Below are 15,342 nucleotides of genomic sequence, written 5' to 3'. Positions count from 1 at the left end.
GTCAGCGGAGGAAGTCGGGGAGGAACTCGTCCTCCTCCTCGTCCACCTGGGTGAGGGGCTGCACCGGACCGGTGAGGTGGTCGGCGACGGGCGGAGCGGGGATCGGCCGGCGCTCCGCGGCGCCCTCCTGCGCGCTCGGGGCGCTGTGCGACGACTCGCGCAGGCCCATCTCGGTGCGCGCGGCGGTGCGGATGACCGAGTCGTCGTCCTTCGCGACCGGGCCGGCGCCGTCGAAGCCCGCGGCGATGACCGTCACGCGCACCTCGTCACCGAGCGTGTCGTCGATCACGGTGCCGAAGATGATGTTCGCCTCGGGGTGCACGGCCTCCTGCACGAGCTTCGCCGCGTCGTAGGTCTCGTGGATGCCGAGGTTGCTGCCCGCCTGGATCGACAGCAGCACGCCGTGCGCGCCGTCGATCTTCGCCTCGAGCAGCGGGCTCGCGACGGCGAGCTCCGCCGCCTTGATCGCGCGGTCGGCGCCGCGGGAGGAGCCGATGCCCATGAGCGCGGAGCCCGCGCCCTGCATGACCGACTTCACGTCGGCGAAGTCGACGTTGATGAGGCCCGGCGTCGTGATGAGGTCGGTGATGCCCTGCACGCCGGCGAGCAGCACCTGGTCGGCGGTCTCGAAGGCCTCGACCATCGAGATGCCCATGTCGCTGATCTCGAGCAGGCGGTCGTTCGGCACGACGATGAGGGTATCGACCTCGTTCTTGAGCGCCTCGACGCCCGCCTCGGCCTGCGCCTGGCGGCGGCGGCCCTCGAACGAGAACGGCTTGGTCACGACGCCGACGGTGAGCGCGCCGAGGCTCTTCGCGATGCGAGCCACGACGGGCGCGCCGCCCGTGCCCGTGCCGCCGCCCTCGCCCGCGGTGACGAAGACCATGTCGGCGCCCGCGAGCGCCTCCTCGATCTCCTCCGCGTGGTCCTCGGCGGCGCGGCGGCCGACCTCCGGGTCGGCGCCCGCGCCGAGTCCCTTGGTGAGCTCGCGGCCGACGTCGAGCTTGACGTCGGCGTCGCTGAGCAGCAGCGCCTGCGCGTCGGTGTTGATGGCGATGAACTCGACGCCGCGCAGGCCGAGGTCGATCATGCGGTTCACGGCGTTCACGCCGCCGCCGCCCACGCCGACCACCTTGATGACGGCGAGGTAGTTGTTGTTGGAAGTCACGGTCCCGGCCCCTCGATCGAACTCTCAACCTCTAGTTGAGGTTTAGAGAATTCCTCACTTCATGCTGACGACTCCGACGGTACGGGCGGCGGGCGCGCTCGGCCGGGAGCGACTCGGTGTGTCGGCGCACGCCGCGACAAGAAAAAGAATCGTCAGATTCCTCGGCCCCTCGCGGCATGCTCGAGCGAGCGCCGAGCAGGGTCAGGAGCCGCGGACGACGGGCGTCTCGGGGGCGCTGACGTCGAGCACGACCGCGAGCGCGGGGTCCTGTGTCTCGAGCAGCGCGGCGAGCACGTCGGCCTTGAGCTGGCTCTCGTCGGCGCCGCCCCACAGCACCGTCTGGCCGCTGTGGAGGGAGAGCCGGATGTCGGACGGCGTCGGCGCCGCGATGGTCGCGGTCGCCTCGAGCACGCTCCTCGGCACCGACACGAGCACCGTCGCGGCCGCCTCGAACTCCTCGGTGCCCACCGCGACGCCGTCGAGCCGCGGGAGCGCGGCGGTCGACTCGTCGACGCCGCCGAGGACGACGCCCGCCGCGTCGATGACGGCCTCACCGGCCTCCCCCCGCACGATCGCCGCGGGCTCGCGCTCGACGATCCGGACGATCACGGTCGACGGCGGCACGATGTCGACCCGGAAGGACTCGATCTGCGGGATCGATCGAAGGCGCTCGGCGACGCCCTCCTCCGTGACCGTCGCGATCGGCTGGCCCATCGAGTCGGCGAGCGCTTGCTGCACCGCGGCCGCGCCGAGCCGCTCGGTGCCCTCGACGCGCACCTCGCGCACCGACATGAGCGGCGACCAGACGAGCCCGACGAGCACGGCCAGTGCGACCGCGAGCCCGCCGACCGCGAGCAGCGCGGTGCGCAGCTGCCGGCGGCGCGCGGCGGTGAAGCGCCGCACCTCCGCGCGCTCGCGGCGGACGCGCGCGCGCTTCGCCGCCCTCGCGGTGCGCGCCGCCGATCGCGCCTCGACGCGCTCGGCTCGCCGCTGCTCGCGCTCCGCCTCGCGCCAGGCCTTGTCGACGCGCTGGGCGTGCGATCCGCCCTCGATGAGCGGCTCGACCGGCGCCGTCCCGCGGGCGGTGCCGGCGGCCTCCGCCCCCTCCCCCTCGTCGAGGTCGCTGTAGGCGCTCAGCGCCCAGCGCCGCTGCGGCACGGCTTCGGCGGCCTCGCGCTCGAGCGCCTCGCGCCGGAGCGCCTCGCGGCGGGCGCGCACGAGCTCGGCGAGGTCGGCGGGCCGCTCCCCGGCCTCCTCGGCCTCGGGTGCGCGGGGCTCGGGCTCGATCGGCTCGAAGCCGTCGGGTCGCCTCACGCCTCGCCGCCCTCCTCGAGCGCCGAGAGCACCTGCGGGATGATGCGGTACACGTCGCCGCACGAGAGCGTCACGATGATGTCGCCCTCGCGCGCGAGCGCGGCGGCGCGCTCGGCGGCGCGCTGCCAGTCGGGCAGGTAGTCGACGTCGGCCGGGTCGGTGAAGCGCTCGGCGACGAGCGCGCCGGTGACGCCGGGGATGGGGTCCTCGCGCGCGCCGTAGACATCGAGCACGACGGTGTGGTCGGCGACGCGCTCGTAGACGGCCGCGAACTCGCCGGCCATGTCGCGCGTGCGGGTGTAGAGGTGCGGCTGGTGGATGGCGATGATCCGGCCGTCGCCGATGACGCTGCGGGCGGCCGTGAGCGCCGCGTCGACCTCGGCGGGGTGGTGGGCGTAGTCGTCGAAGACCCGCACGCCGCGGCGCTCGCCGTGGAGCTCGAAGCGACGCCCGGTGCCGCGGAACGCGGCGAGCGCCCGCGCGGCCTCGGCGGGAGCGACGCCGAGCGCGACGAGCGTCGCGAGGGCGCCGGCCGCGTTGACGGCGTTGTGGCGACCCGGCACGCCGGCGGAGAGCTCGAAGCGGGTGCCTGCGACCTCGACGGTGCACTCGGCGCTCTCGCCGAGGCGGATGTCGAGGATCCGCACGTCGGCGCCCTCGGCCTCGCCGAAGGTCACGACGCGCTCGTGCGAGATCGACTCGCGCACGCGGCGGGCGCCCGGGTCGTCGATCGAGATCACGACGGCCTCGCTCGCCCGGTTCGCGAACGCCGCGAACGCGGCGTCGAACGCCTCGGGCGTGCCGTAGTGGTCGAGGTGGTCGGTGTCGACGTTCGTGATGAGCGCGACGGCGACGTCGTAGAGCAGGAAGGAGCCGTCCGACTCGTCGGCCTCGAGCACGAAGACGTCGGAGTCGCCGTGACCGCTCGAGACGCCGAGCCCGGCGATGACGCCGCCGTTGACGAAGCCCGCCTCGATCCCGAGGCCGTGCAGCCCGACCACGAGCATGCCGGTCGTCGTCGTCTTGCCGTGCGCGCCTGCGACCGCGACGACGCGCTTGCCGCGCGCGAGCACGTGGAGGGCCTGCGAGCGGTGCAGGACGGGGATGCCGTGCTCGCGCGCCGCGAGCAGCTCGGGGTTGTCGGGCCACAGCGCGCTCGTGACGACCACCGCGTCCGCGCGGTGCTCCCCCTCGACGGCGAGGTTCGCGGCGTCGTGGCCGATCGCGACGCGCGCGCCGCGCTCGCGCAGGCGATCGACGGTCGCGGAGCCGGAGCGGTCGGAGCCCGAGACGGCGATGCCGGCGTCGAGCATCATGTGCGCGATGCCCGACATGCCGGAGCCGCCGATGCCGATGAAGTGCACGCGCTCGATCGACTCGGGGATCGGCTGGGTCAGGTCTGGTTCGATCACGGCTGCCTCCTCGTGGCGGCGGCCCGCTCGATGAGATCGCACATCCGGTCGCTGCCGTCGCTCGCGCCGGCTCCCGCGGAGGCGGAGGCCATCGCCGCGAGGCGATCGGCGTCCCGCAGCAGCGGCACGAGCCGCGCGCGCACCCATTCTGCCGTGAACTCGGCGTCGGGGACGAGCTCGGCTCCCCCGGCTGCGACCTGGTCGGCGGCGTTGAGGCCCTGCTCGCCGTTGCCGTAGGGCAGCGGCACGTAGATCGCGGGCAGCCCGACCGCCATGAGCTCGGAGACGGTGAGGCTCCCCGCGCGGCACACGACGAGGTCGGCGGCGGCGAGCGCGAGGTGCATGCGGTCGAGGTACTCGATCGCGACGTAGTGCGGCACGGTCGCGGGCTCGAAGTCGGTCTGCCGGCCGCCGGAGAGGTGGAGGATCTGCCACCCGGCGTCGACGATGTCGGCGGCCGCGGCGACGATCGCCCGGTTGATGGACCGGGCGCCCTGCGAGCCGCCCGTGACGAGCAGCGTGGGCCGGTCGGCGGCGAGGCCGAGCTCGGCGAGCGCCTCGGGGCGCAGGCCCGCGCGATCGAGGGAGGTGATCTCGGGGCGCAGCGGCATCCCGACGAGCTCGCCCGGCAGCCGGGTCGCGCGGTAGGAGATGCCGACGAACTCGGTCCAGCGCGCACCGAGCAGGTTGGCCATGCCGGGCTTCGCGTTCGCCTCGTGGATGACGATCGGCACGCGCTCGAGCCGCGCCGCGCGGTAGGCGGGCGCCGAGGCGTAGCCGCCGAAGCCGACCACGACGTCGATGCGCCGCTCGCGGATGAGCGCGCGCACCTCGGCGACGGCCCGCCGCCAGCGGCCCGGGAAGCGCAGCGCGGCGAGGTCGGGGCGGCGCGGGAAGGGCAGCTTCTCGATCGTCGCGAGCTCGAGTCCCGCGCGCGGCACGAGCTCGCGCTCGAGGCCCTCGCGCGTGCCGAGCACGAGGAGCTCGACCTCCGGGCGCCGCTCGCGCAGCCGCTGCGCGGTCGCGAGCAGCGGGTTCACGTGGCCGGCGGTGCCGCCGCCGGCGAGCAGGACGCGCATCGTCAGTCCCGCGCCTCGGCGAGCGCGCCGCGCACGGTCGGGTTGTCGACCCGCTCGAGCGAGAGCACGACGCCGACGATCAGCAGCGCCGCGATGAGCTGCGAGCCGCCCGAGGAGATGAACGGCAGCGGCACGCCGAGCACGGGCAGCAGGCCCAGCACCACGCCGATGTTGACGATCGCCTGACCGACGAGCCACACCATCGCGGCGCCGGTGACGACGCGCGTCATCTGCAGCGACGCGTCGCGCACGATGCGCAGCATCGTCCACGCGAGGAGCGCGAAGAGCGCGAGGACGACGGCTGCGCCGAGGAGCCCGAGCTCCTCGCCGATGATGGCGAAGATGTAGTCGTTGTCGGCCTCGGGCAGCCATGACCACTTCGCGCTCGAGTTGCCGAGGCCGACGCCGAAGAGGCCGCCGGCCGAGAGCGCCCACGTGCCGTGGAGCTGCTGCCAGCAGCCCGAGTAGTAGTCGGCGTCGGTGCAGCCCTGGATGAACGCCGTCACGCGGCGCACGCGCGAGGGGCTCGAGAGCACGACCGGCACGGCGAGCAGGCCGAGGCCGACCGCCGGCAGGGCGAGGTGCCACCACTTGACGCCCGCGAACCACAGGGCGCCGAACGACAGCAGCGCCATGATGACGACCGTGCCGAGGTCGCTGCCGAGCAGGACGAGGCCGATCGAGAGGGCCGCGACGGGGCCGGCGGGGATCCACGCCTGCCAGAAGCCGTGGATGCGAGCCTGCTTGCGCGTCATGATCATCGCGAGCCACACGCACAGCGCGACCTTGACGAACTCGGACGGCTGGAGGGAGAAGCCGCCGATGCCGATCCAGTTGCGGTTGCCGTTCGCGCCGAAGCCGAGCGGCGTGAAGACGAGCACCTGCAGCGCGATGCCGAGCATGATGCCGAGCCACGCGAGGCGCTGCCACGTCGTGGCCGGCATGCGCGCGGCGAGCAGCATGAGCACGACGCCCACGGCGGCGAACGCCGCTTGCTTCGCGAAGTCGGTGAAGAAGGAGCCGCCCGCGACGTAGGCCTCGACCGACGACGACGAGAGCACCATGATGAGCCCGAAGGCGACGAGGAAGAGCGTCGTGCCCGAGAGCAGCGCCGCGTTGAGGGTCGGTGCGCCGAAGACGGCGCGCACGCGCACGAGCGCGCGTCGGCCCATCCCGGCCGGTCTGGTCTCAGCCGCCGGGGCGGGAGCCGTCGTGGTCGCCACGAGCCCCCCTCTCCCGCACCGCGTCGGCGAACCGGTCGCCGCGCTCCGCGTAGTCAACGAACTGGTCCATGGATGCCGCCGCCGGGGCCAGCAGGACCGTCGCGCCTGGCTCGGCGTGCGATGCGGCCGCCTCGACGGCGATCCGCATCACCGATCCAGTGTCGGGCGTGTCGACCTCGACGACCGGGATGCCGGGCGCGTGTCGCGCGAACGCCTCCACGACGGGCGCGCGGTCGACGCCGATCACGATCGCGGCGGCGACGCGGCGTGCGTGCTTCGCGACGAGCGGGGCGACGTCCGCGCCCTTGAAGAGCCCGCCGACGATCCACACGACGGGGTCGAAGGCGCTGAGCGAGCCCTCGGCGGCGTGCGGGTTCGTCGCCTTCGAGTCGTCGACGAAGCGCACGCCGTCGACGATCGCGACGAGCTCGGTGCGGTGGCGGTCGAGCCGGAACGAGCGGATGGCCTCCCGCACGTGGGCGGGATCGGCGCCGAACGCGCGCGCGAGCGAGGCGGCCGCGAGCACGTTCCGCGCCATGTGGGGCGAGCGGAGCCCCGCGGGCTCGAGGTCGTCGAGGTGCGCGAGCTCGAGCGCGCTCGAGCGGCGCTCGTCGAGGAAGGCGCGGTCGACGAGCACGCCGTCGACGATGCCGAGGTCGCTCGGGCCGGGCACGCCGAGCGAGAAGCCGATCGCGCGGCAGCCCTCGACGACATCGGCCTCCTCGACGAGCCGCATGGTCGCGTCGTCCTCGACGTTGTAGACGGCCGCGACCCTCGCGTTGCCGTAGACCTTGCCCTTCGCCGCGCGGTACGCATCCGCCGAACCGTGCCAGTCGAGGTGGTCGTCGTCGATGTTGAGGCACGCGGCGGAGTGCGGCCACAGCGCGCCGGGGCCGTCGGTCGGGAGGCTGTGGAGCTGGAAGCTCGAGAGCTCGACGACGAGCACGTCGAAGCCCTCGGGGTCGCGGACCGCGTCGAGCACGGGCGTGCCGATGTTGCCGACCGGCGCGACGCGCTTGCCCGCCTCGCGCAGCATGTGCGCCGTGAGCTGCGTCGTCGTCGTCTTGCCGTTCGTGCCCGTGACGAGGATCCACTCGGCGGCGCGCACCTTGTCGCGCACGCGCCACGCGAGCTCGATGTCGCCCCACACGGGGATGCCGCGCTCGGCCGCTGCCGCGAGCCACGGGTGGTCGGGCCGCAGCCCGGGCGAGGCGATGACGAGCTCGGCCTCCTCGAGCGCCGCCGGCGAGCCTTCGCGGCCGACCTCGACGATCGGCACGCCCAGGACGCCGAGGATCGTGCGCCGCTCGTCGTCGACGCGCTCGGCGATGGCCGTGACGTCGGCGCCCAGCTCGACGAGCGTGTCGACCGCGGCGAAGCCCGTCACGCCGAGGCCGAGCACCGCGACGCGCAGTCCCCGCCAGTCCGCGTGCCAGGAGGTGAGGTCGTCGAGCCGGCTCACGGCGTCGCCACCTGCCACTGGAAGTAGAACAGGCCGACGCCCGCCGCGACGCAGAGCCCCGCGATGATCCAGAAGCGCACGACGACCGTGATCTCGGCCCAGCCCTTGAGCTCGAAGTGGTGGTGCAGCGGGCTCATGAGGAAGATGCGCTTGCCGCCCGTGATCTTGAAGTAGGCGCGCTGCACGATGACCGAGCCCGTCGTGATGATCGGCAGGCCCGCGATGAGCAGCAGCAGCAGGTGCGTGTCGGTCATGACCGCGAGGCCCGCGAGGGCGCCGCCGAGCGCGAGGGAGCCGACGTCGCCCATGAACACCTGCGCGGGGCTCGTGTTCCACCACAGGAAGCCGATGAGCGCGGCGGCGATCGTGGCCGCGAGCGTCGCGACGTCGAGCGGCTGCGCCACGTCGTAGCAGCGGAAGAGATCCTCCTCCGCGGCGCCGGGCGTGAAGCACGACTGGTTGAACTGCCAGAAGGCGATGAAGGCGTAGCCGATCATCGACAGGATCATCGAGCCGGTCGCGAGGCCGTCGAGCCCGTCGGTGACGTTGACCGCGTTCGCCGCCGAGACGTTGATGAGCGTGATCCACAGCACGAAGACGATGACGCCGAGCGCGCCCCACGGCGCGAGGTCGAGCCACGGGATGTCGCGGACGCCCGAGATGACCGGGTCGACGACGGGCCGGCCGCTCGGGCCGACGGGCACGGTGACGGCGAGCACCCCGAACGCGACCGAGACGACGAGCTGGCCGAGCACCTTCGCCCAGCCGCCGAGGCCGAGCGAGCGCTGGTTCGAGATCTTCAGGAAGTCGTCGACGAAGCCGACGACGCCCATCCCGACGATGAGCAGCAGCACGAGCAGCACCGGCACGGTCGGCGGGTCCTGCCCGACGAGCTTCCCGCCGAAGTAGCCCGCGAGGATCGCGACGATGAAGATGAGGCCGCCCATGGTGGGCGTGCCGCGCTTCGTGTGGTGCGACTGCGGGCCGTCGTCGCGGATGAACTGGCCCCAGCCGATCCGCGCGAAGCCGCGGATGAACAGCGGCGTCGCGAGCAGCGAGACGAGCAGGGCGATGCCGGCGGAGGCGATGAGCACGAGCATCTAGCGGCCCCCGATCCGGTCGCCGAGGTCCTTGAGGCCCGCGGAGAGCGACGACTTCACGAGCACGACGTCGCCGGGCTCGAGGCTCGATCGCAGCAGCGCCTCGGCCTCCTCTGCCGTCTCGACCCACGCCGTGTCCTGGCCGAACGATGACTCGAGCTCGGCCGCGTCGTGGATCGCCTTCGCCGCGCTCCCGACGACGACGAGCCGGTCGATGCGCACGCGCACCGCGAGCCGGCCGATGCGGTCGTGCTCCTCGGTCGAGAGCGCGCCGAGCTCGCCCATCTCGCCGAGCACGGCGATCGAGCGGCGCTGCGCCCCGCGCGTCATGTGCGCGAGCGAGCGGATCGCGGCGGCCATCGAGTCGGGGCTCGCGTTGTAGGCGTCGTTGATGACCGTGATGCCGCCACCGGGCTCGAGCAGCTCCATGCGCCAGCGCTCCGCGCGCTCGAGGCTCCCGAGCGCCCCGACGGCGCGCTCGAGGTCGAGGCCGAGCGCGTCGGCGACGGTGAGGGCTGCGAGCGCGTTCATGACGTGGTGCTCGCCGAGGATGCGCAGGCGCAGCGGCCACGACTCGTCGCCGCGGTGGACGGTCGCGATCGTGCCCTCGAGCGTCGAGTCGACGTCGCCCGCCCACAGGGTCGTCGGCTCGTCGGCGGGGCCGGGCGAGGTGCCGAACCACGCGATGCGCGCGCGCGTCGACCGGGCCATCCCCGCGACGCGCTCGTCGTCGCGGTTGAGCACGGCGACGTGGTGGGAGTCGAGGTCCTGCACCATCTCGGTCTTCGCGCGCGTCGTCGCCTCGACGCCGCCGAACTCGCCCGCGTGGGCGAGCCCGACCTTGAGCACGACCCCGACGTCCGGATGCGACATGGCCGTCAGGCGGGCGATGTCGCCGACGTAGCTCGCACCCATCTCGAGCACGAGGTACCGCGTCGACTCGTCGATGCGCAGCATCGTCATCGGGGCGCCGACCTCGTTGTTGAACGACTTGATCGGGCTCACGGTGGGCCCGTGCTGCTCGAGGATCGCCTGCAGCATGTTCTTCGTCGTCGTCTTGCCGTTCGAGCCGGTGACGCCGATGACGGTGAGCGCGCCCGCCTCGCGCACGCGCCGGATGACGTCGGCGGCGAGCGCGCCGAGCGCGACGACGCCGGAGTCGACCACGATGTGCGGCACGGCCTGCTCGAGCGGGCGCTCGGCGATGACGAGCGCGGCGCCCGCGGCGACGGCCGCGTCGACGAAGCGGTGGCCGTCGGTCGACTCGCCCGGCATCGCGACGAAGACGCCGCCGGCTGCGACCAGGCGCGAGTCGGTCTCGACCGAGCCCGTCACGAGCACGTCGTCGCCCTGGAGCGCTCCACCGACGGCCGCCGCGATCTCGCGGGCGCGCATCCGGAGCATCAGCGCACGTCCCGCGCCGGGCGCTCGCCGCGCTCCTCGGTGGGCCAGCCGGCCTCCTCGAGCGCGCGGCGCGCCTCGGCGCGCGCGTCGAACGGCTCGCGCACCCCCGCGACGTCGCGGTAGTCGGCGTCGCCGGGGCCCGCCCACAGCACGGTGTCGCCGGGGCCGACGAGCCGCAGCGCCTCGCGGATCGCCGCCTCCTCGGGCGACGACTCGATCACGGGCTTGCCGCCGGCGGCGGCGCGAGCGCCCTCGAGCACCTGGGCGCGGATGCTCGCGGCGTCCTCGGTGCGCGGGTTGAAGTCGGTCACGACGACGGCGTCGGCGAGCTCGGCCGCGATGCGGCCCATGTCGGCGCGCTTGGTCGCGTCGCGGTCGCCGTCGGCGCCGAAGAGCATGACGAGGCGGCCCTCGGTGACGCGCCGGAGCGCCTCGAGCGTCTGCGCGAAGGCGTCGGGGCTGTGGCCGTAGTCGAGGAAGACCGCCGGGCCCGCATCGCCCGAGACGCGCTCGATGCGGCCTGGCAGCGTGGGGCGCATGCCGCGGTCGATGACCTCGGCGATCGCCTCCATCTCGAAGCCGTCCTCGACGAGCATGAGGATCGCGATCGCGGCGTCGATCGCCATGTGCCGGCCGATGAACGGGACCTGCACCTCGATCGCGCCGCCGTCGATGCCCGTGAGGGTGAACGACGTCGACGACGGCGTCTCCTCCCAGATGTCGACGTGCCAGTCGGCGTCGACGCCCGGCTCGCTCGTGACGGTCGTGACGGGGATGCGGCTGCGCTCGGCGATGCGGCGGCCCCACTCGGTGTCGACGCACACGACGCCGCGCTCGGCGCGATCGGGCGTGAAGAGCTCGGCCTTGACGTCGAAGTACGCGTCCATCGAGCCGTAGTCGTCGAGGTGGTCGTGGCTGAGGTTCGTGAAGGCGACGACGTCGAACACGACGCCGTCGACGCGGTGCCGCTCGATCGCCTGCGCGCTCACCTCGAGCACGGCGGCGCGCACGCCGGCCTCGCGCATGCGAGCGAGCAGCGCGTGCAGCTCGCTCGCCTCGGGGGTCGTGAGCTTCGACGTCACGACGAGGTCGCCGACGTGCCGCTCGGCGGTCGTCGAGAGGCCGGTGACGAAGCCGAGGTCGGCGAGCAGGCCCTCGAGCATGAACGAGGTCGACGTCTTGCCGTTCGTGCCCGTGACGCCGAAGAGCCGCGGGCGGTCCTCGCCCGTGCGGTAGACCCAGGCCGAGATCTCGCCGAGGGCCGCGCGCGGGTCGTCGAGCACGATGACGGGCGCGCCCGTCTCGAGCATCGCGGCGCCCGCGGGGTCGGTGACGATCGCGACCGCGCCCCGCTCGAGCGCCGCCCCGGCGAACTCGGCGCCGTGGCGCCGGGCGCCGGGCAGCGCGGCGAAGAGGTCGCCCGGCTCGACGTCGCTCGAGTCGAGCGTCACGCCCGTGACCTCGATCCCGTCGAGGTCGGCCTCGACCGTCAGCTCGAACGCCTCGACGAGACCGGTGAGCGGCCTGGGCGTGGGGTGCTCGGGCCGCAGGATCCTCGGTGCGACGGGTCCCACGGACATCCTCTCCTCATCCAACGCTCTCATGGCTGATCGGCGGTCCACTCGAGCGGGATCTCCGGCTGCTCGGTCGTGCTGGGCGGGATGTCGAAGTGGCGGATCAAGAGGTTCACCATATCGTGGAAGGCCGGGATGGCCCCGCCGCTCGTGCGGATCGTCTGAGGGCTGTCGTACATCGTGAGCACGACGAACTGCGGGTCGTCGACCGGGAACACGCCCGCGACGGAGATCATCATCCGGTTCGGGTCGTAGCCGGATCCGTCCTCGTACGCCATCTGCGCCGTGCCGGTCTTCGCGGCGATGCGGTACCCCTCGATCGGGAAGGTGTCGTAGCCGTAGTCGGTCACGACGTTCTCGAGCACCTCGAGCGTCTGGCGGGCGGTCGTGTCGCTCACGACCCGCTCCCCCTCGCCCACCTCGGGCACGGTGACCTCCCCCTCGGCGTCGGTGCAGCCCGCGATGAGCCGGGCGGGGAGGTGCACGCCGCCGTTCGCGAGCGCCTGGTAGGCCGACGCGACCTGGATCGGGGTCGCGGCGATGCCCTGGCCGAAGAGCACGTTGAGCTGCGTCTGCGCGTCGAGGTTCGCGGGGTTGCGGAGCGGCACCGGCTGCTCCCCCGCGAAGTCGACCGCCGTCGTCTCGCCGAAGCCGAAGCGGTCGAGGTACTCGTAGTAGTCGGCGGTCGACATCGGCTCGGCGAGGCGCACCATGCCGGAGTTCGAGGAGTTGACGAGGATGCCCGCGGCCGTCCACTGCTTGACCTCGTGCGAGAGCGCGTCGCGCACGCGCACGCCCGGCGCCGTGTACGTCCACGGCACGCTCAGCTCGTCCCGCGGCGTGATGATGCCGAGGTCGAGCATCGCCGCGAACGAGAACGCCTTGAAGATCGAGCCCGGCTCGTACGCGGCGGTGAAGGCGCGCGAGCCGCGGTCGCGGGCGTCGCTCGCGGTGGGGTCGTTGGGGTCGACGGTCGCCGACTCGGCGACCGCGACGATCGAGCCGTCGGTGCGCATGACGATGCTCGTGCCGCTGCGCGCGCGCAGCTGCGACGTGTACTGCTGCGTGAGCTGCTGCATCTGGAACTGCACGTCGGCGTCGATCGTGAGCTGCACCGAGCCGCCGTCGACGGCGGGCCGGGTCGTCATCGATCCGGGGATGGGCGTGCCGTCCGCGCCGCGGTCGAAGACGCGCGCGCCGTCCTCCGCAGCGAGGCACTCGTCCTCGGATCGCTCGACGCCCGCGAGCGGCTCGTCGGCGCCCATGAAGCCGACGAGGTTGCCCGCCACGGAGCCGGCCGGGTACACGCGCTGCGGATTCAGGCGGAGGTAGACGTAGGGCAGCCCGAGGTCGCGCACCGCCTCGAACTGCGCGACGTCGAGCCCGTCGACGAGCAGCAGGTAGTCGGAGTCGGGGTCGCGCTCGAGCTCCGCGAGGATCTTCGCCTGCAGGTCGACCGGGTCCTGGCCCGTGATCGCGCCGATCTGGACGAGCGCGTCCCCCACGGTGAGCGTCTCGTCGACGCGGTCGATGCCGGGCTGCAGGTCGCGCGTGTAGCGCGGCGAGATCGTGAGGTCCCAGCGATCGACGCTCTCGGCGAGCACGGTGCCGTTCGCGTCGACGATCGGCCCGCGCGTGCCGAAGATCGTCTGCGTCACCCCGCGCCGCCCATCCGCCTCGGCGTTGAGGGCCTCGGCGCGCACGAGCTGGATGTCAGCGAGCCGCACGACGAACGCGGCGAGGAGGGCGAACGTGAGGATGGCGACCACGACGGTCCGCACCCGATCGCTGCTGCGCTTCGCGCTCGCGGCCACGCTCACCTGCGCTTCCTGCTCGGCGGCCGAGCATCCATGTCGACGTGCACGGTATCGGCGTCGGGGCGCGCGGCCGCGCCGCCACGCCCTCGCCGGCTCACTCCTGGCCGGGGGCCGGCAGCAGCGTGCCGGGCGCGACGGTCGTCGGCTCGACGGCCTGCACGGCGGCGGGCGCGGTCGCCTCGATCGCGGGGGCGCTCGCGCCGGCCGGCAGCAGCATGCCGGGGTAGGGCTCGATCGCCGCGGCCTGCACGTGGGCGACGGATGCGGCGACCTGCGGCTGCGCGGTGAGGAGCGAGTTGGGCACGTACATGCCGAAGCCGTCGACGGCCGGCACCTGCATGTGCAGCGCGTCGGGACCGCCCGCGGTCGAGGTCGACGCGAGGGTGAGGAACTGCGAGGGCTGGCCCGCGAGCATGCCGAGCTCGGCACCGGCGACGGCGACGTGCTGCGGCGAGCTCAGCACGGCGAGCTCCTCCGCGACGCTCTGCTCGGCGCGCGCGAGGCTCGTCGACTCCGCCTGGAGCGCGCTCATGCGATACGCGCCCTCGCTGATGACGACCGAGAGGCCGAGCTGCGCGCACACGATGCCGGCGAGGCCCGCGAGGGCGATGACGCCGTGCACGAGCCGCGGCGCGCGCCGGGGCGCGACGCGGGGCGTCGGCAGCGCGCGGAGGTGCCGCTCGGCGGGCGCGTCGGGCGCGGGCAGCGGCTGTGCGTGCAGGTCGAGGACGCTCAGGCTGGTCATGGCTGCTCCCTGGGGGTCGGGGCGGTGGTCGAGTCGTTCGATGCGGGTCGGATGCGCTCGGCCGCGCGCAGGCGGACGGGTGCGGATCGGGGGTTGCGGGCGCGCTCCGCCTCGTCGGCGAGCTCGGCGCCGCGCACGAGCAGCCGCAGGTGCGGCGCGTGCTCGGGCAGCTCGACGGGCAGGTCGCGCGGAGCGGTCGAGGTCGACGCCGCCTGCAGCGCGCGCTTGACGACGCGGTCCTCGAGCGACTGGTACGAGAGCACGACGAGCCGGCCGCCGACGCCGAGCGCGTCGATCGCGGCGGGCATCGTGCGCTCGAGGATCGCGAGCTCCTGGTTGACCTCGATGCGCAGCGCCTGGAAGACGCGCTTCGCGGGGTGGCCCTGGTTGGCGAGCGCGCGGGGCGTCGCGGCCTGCAGGATGTCGACGAGCCGCGCGGAGGTCTCGATCGGCGCCTCGGCGCGCGCGGCGACGATGGCCCGCGCGTAGCGGTCGGCGAGCTTCTCGTCGCCGTAGACGCGGAAGAGCCGGGCGAGCTCGCGATCGCTGCGCTCGGCGAGGATCGACGCGGCCGTCACGTCGCCCGCCTGGCCCATGCGCATGTCGAGCGGGGCGTCCTTCGCGTAGGCGAAGCCGCGCTCCGCGTCGTCGAGCTGCAGGCTCGAGACGCCGAGGTCGAGCAGGATGCCGTCGGCGCGCCCGGCGTCGGCGGCCTCGAGCGCGAGGTCGATGCGGTCGTAGGTGGTCTGCACGGGCACGAAGCGATCGCCGAAGGGGGCGAGCCGCTCCCCCGCGAGCCGGATGGCGTCGGGGTCGCGGTCGATGCCGGCGACGCGGAGCGTCGGGTGCGCCGCGAGCATCGCCGCGGTGTGGCCGCCCATGCCGAGCGTGCCGTCGATGACGAGCGGCGTGCGGCCCTCCTCGGCGGCGCGCTCGATCGCGGGGGCGAGGAGCTCGAGGGTGCGCTCGAGCATGACGGGGATGTGGAGGTCGGATGCGTCCATGGGCTTCGGGCGGTCCGACCCGGCCCCTGATCCCCATCCG

The 15,342-nt window shown here is 73.7% G+C and carries 12 protein-coding genes; all 12 read right to left on the bottom strand.

Translation table 11 applies throughout. The features are described 5' to 3' along the window. Position 1: 1 nt before the first annotated feature. Positions 2–1,168 carry a cell division protein FtsZ gene (gene ftsZ / locus H508_RS0111485; RefSeq protein ID WP_026374163.1) on the bottom strand — a complete coding sequence of 389 codons (1,167 nt, stop codon included), beginning with the start codon at positions 1,166–1,168 and terminating at the stop codon, positions 2–4. Positions 1,169–1,369: 201 nt separating this feature from the next. Beyond that, on the bottom strand, positions 1,370–2,482 hold the full coding sequence (locus tag H508_RS16090) for an FtsQ-type POTRA domain-containing protein (protein WP_051223322.1): 1,113 nt from the start codon (positions 2,480–2,482) through the stop codon (positions 1,370–1,372). Further along, positions 2,479–3,894, bottom strand: coding sequence for a UDP-N-acetylmuramate--L-alanine ligase (gene murC, locus H508_RS0111475; protein WP_026374162.1), 1,416 nt, complete (start codon positions 3,892–3,894; stop codon positions 2,479–2,481). Before murC ends, H508_RS16090 begins: the two co-directional genes overlap by 4 nt. Next, a complete protein-coding gene (gene murG, locus H508_RS0111470) occupies positions 3,891–4,973 on the bottom strand; it encodes an undecaprenyldiphospho-muramoylpentapeptide beta-N-acetylglucosaminyltransferase (protein ID WP_026374161.1) in 1,083 nt (360 codons plus the stop codon). Before murG ends, murC begins: the two co-directional genes overlap by 4 nt. A gap of 2 nt (positions 4,974–4,975) precedes the next feature. After that, positions 4,976–6,145 (bottom strand): putative lipid II flippase FtsW, encoded by a 1,170-nt coding sequence (ftsW, locus tag H508_RS16085; protein ID WP_051223320.1) that lies wholly within the window; start codon positions 6,143–6,145, stop codon positions 4,976–4,978. A gap of 16 nt (positions 6,146–6,161) precedes the next feature. Next, the gene (murD, locus tag H508_RS0111460; RefSeq protein WP_051223318.1) at positions 6,162–7,658 is read right to left on the bottom strand and encodes a UDP-N-acetylmuramoyl-L-alanine--D-glutamate ligase; all 1,497 of its coding nucleotides are present in this window, start codon (positions 7,656–7,658) and stop codon (positions 6,162–6,164) included. After that, on the bottom strand, positions 7,655–8,758 hold the full coding sequence (mraY, locus tag H508_RS0111455; protein WP_026374159.1) for a phospho-N-acetylmuramoyl-pentapeptide-transferase: 1,104 nt from the start codon (positions 8,756–8,758) through the stop codon (positions 7,655–7,657). Before mraY ends, murD begins: the two co-directional genes overlap by 4 nt. Further along, complete coding sequence (locus H508_RS0111450) at positions 8,759–10,162, bottom strand: UDP-N-acetylmuramoyl-tripeptide--D-alanyl-D-alanine ligase (protein WP_026374158.1); 1,404 nt, start codon at positions 10,160–10,162, stop codon at positions 8,759–8,761. It lies immediately after the preceding gene. After that, positions 10,162–11,742, bottom strand: coding sequence for a Mur ligase family protein (locus H508_RS16080; protein ID WP_035254786.1), 1,581 nt, complete (start codon positions 11,740–11,742; stop codon positions 10,162–10,164). The genes H508_RS0111450 and H508_RS16080 overlap by 1 nt, the downstream gene beginning before the upstream one ends. A gap of 20 nt (positions 11,743–11,762) precedes the next feature. Then, entirely contained in the window at positions 11,763–13,556 is a 1,794-nt protein-coding gene (locus H508_RS0111440; protein WP_051223315.1) for a peptidoglycan D,D-transpeptidase FtsI family protein, read from the bottom strand. Positions 13,557–13,647: 91 nt separating this feature from the next. Further along, positions 13,648–14,298: a hypothetical protein gene (locus H508_RS17475; RefSeq protein WP_026374156.1), complete on the bottom strand. Its 651-nt coding sequence runs from the start codon at positions 14,296–14,298 to the stop codon at positions 13,648–13,650. Continuing rightward, positions 14,295–15,302 (bottom strand): 16S rRNA (cytosine(1402)-N(4))-methyltransferase RsmH, encoded by a 1,008-nt coding sequence (gene rsmH, locus H508_RS16070; RefSeq protein WP_035254784.1) that lies wholly within the window; start codon positions 15,300–15,302, stop codon positions 14,295–14,297. Before rsmH ends, H508_RS17475 begins: the two co-directional genes overlap by 4 nt. Between the last annotated feature and the right edge of the window lie 40 nt (positions 15,303–15,342).

The sequence above is a fragment of the Agrococcus lahaulensis DSM 17612 genome (assembly GCF_000425105.1).
Classification (GTDB): Bacteria; Actinomycetota; Actinomycetes; order Actinomycetales; family Microbacteriaceae; genus Agrococcus; species Agrococcus lahaulensis.
The sequence above is the reverse complement of the archived record's forward strand: the minus strand, read 5'-3'. Positions and strand labels throughout refer to the sequence as shown.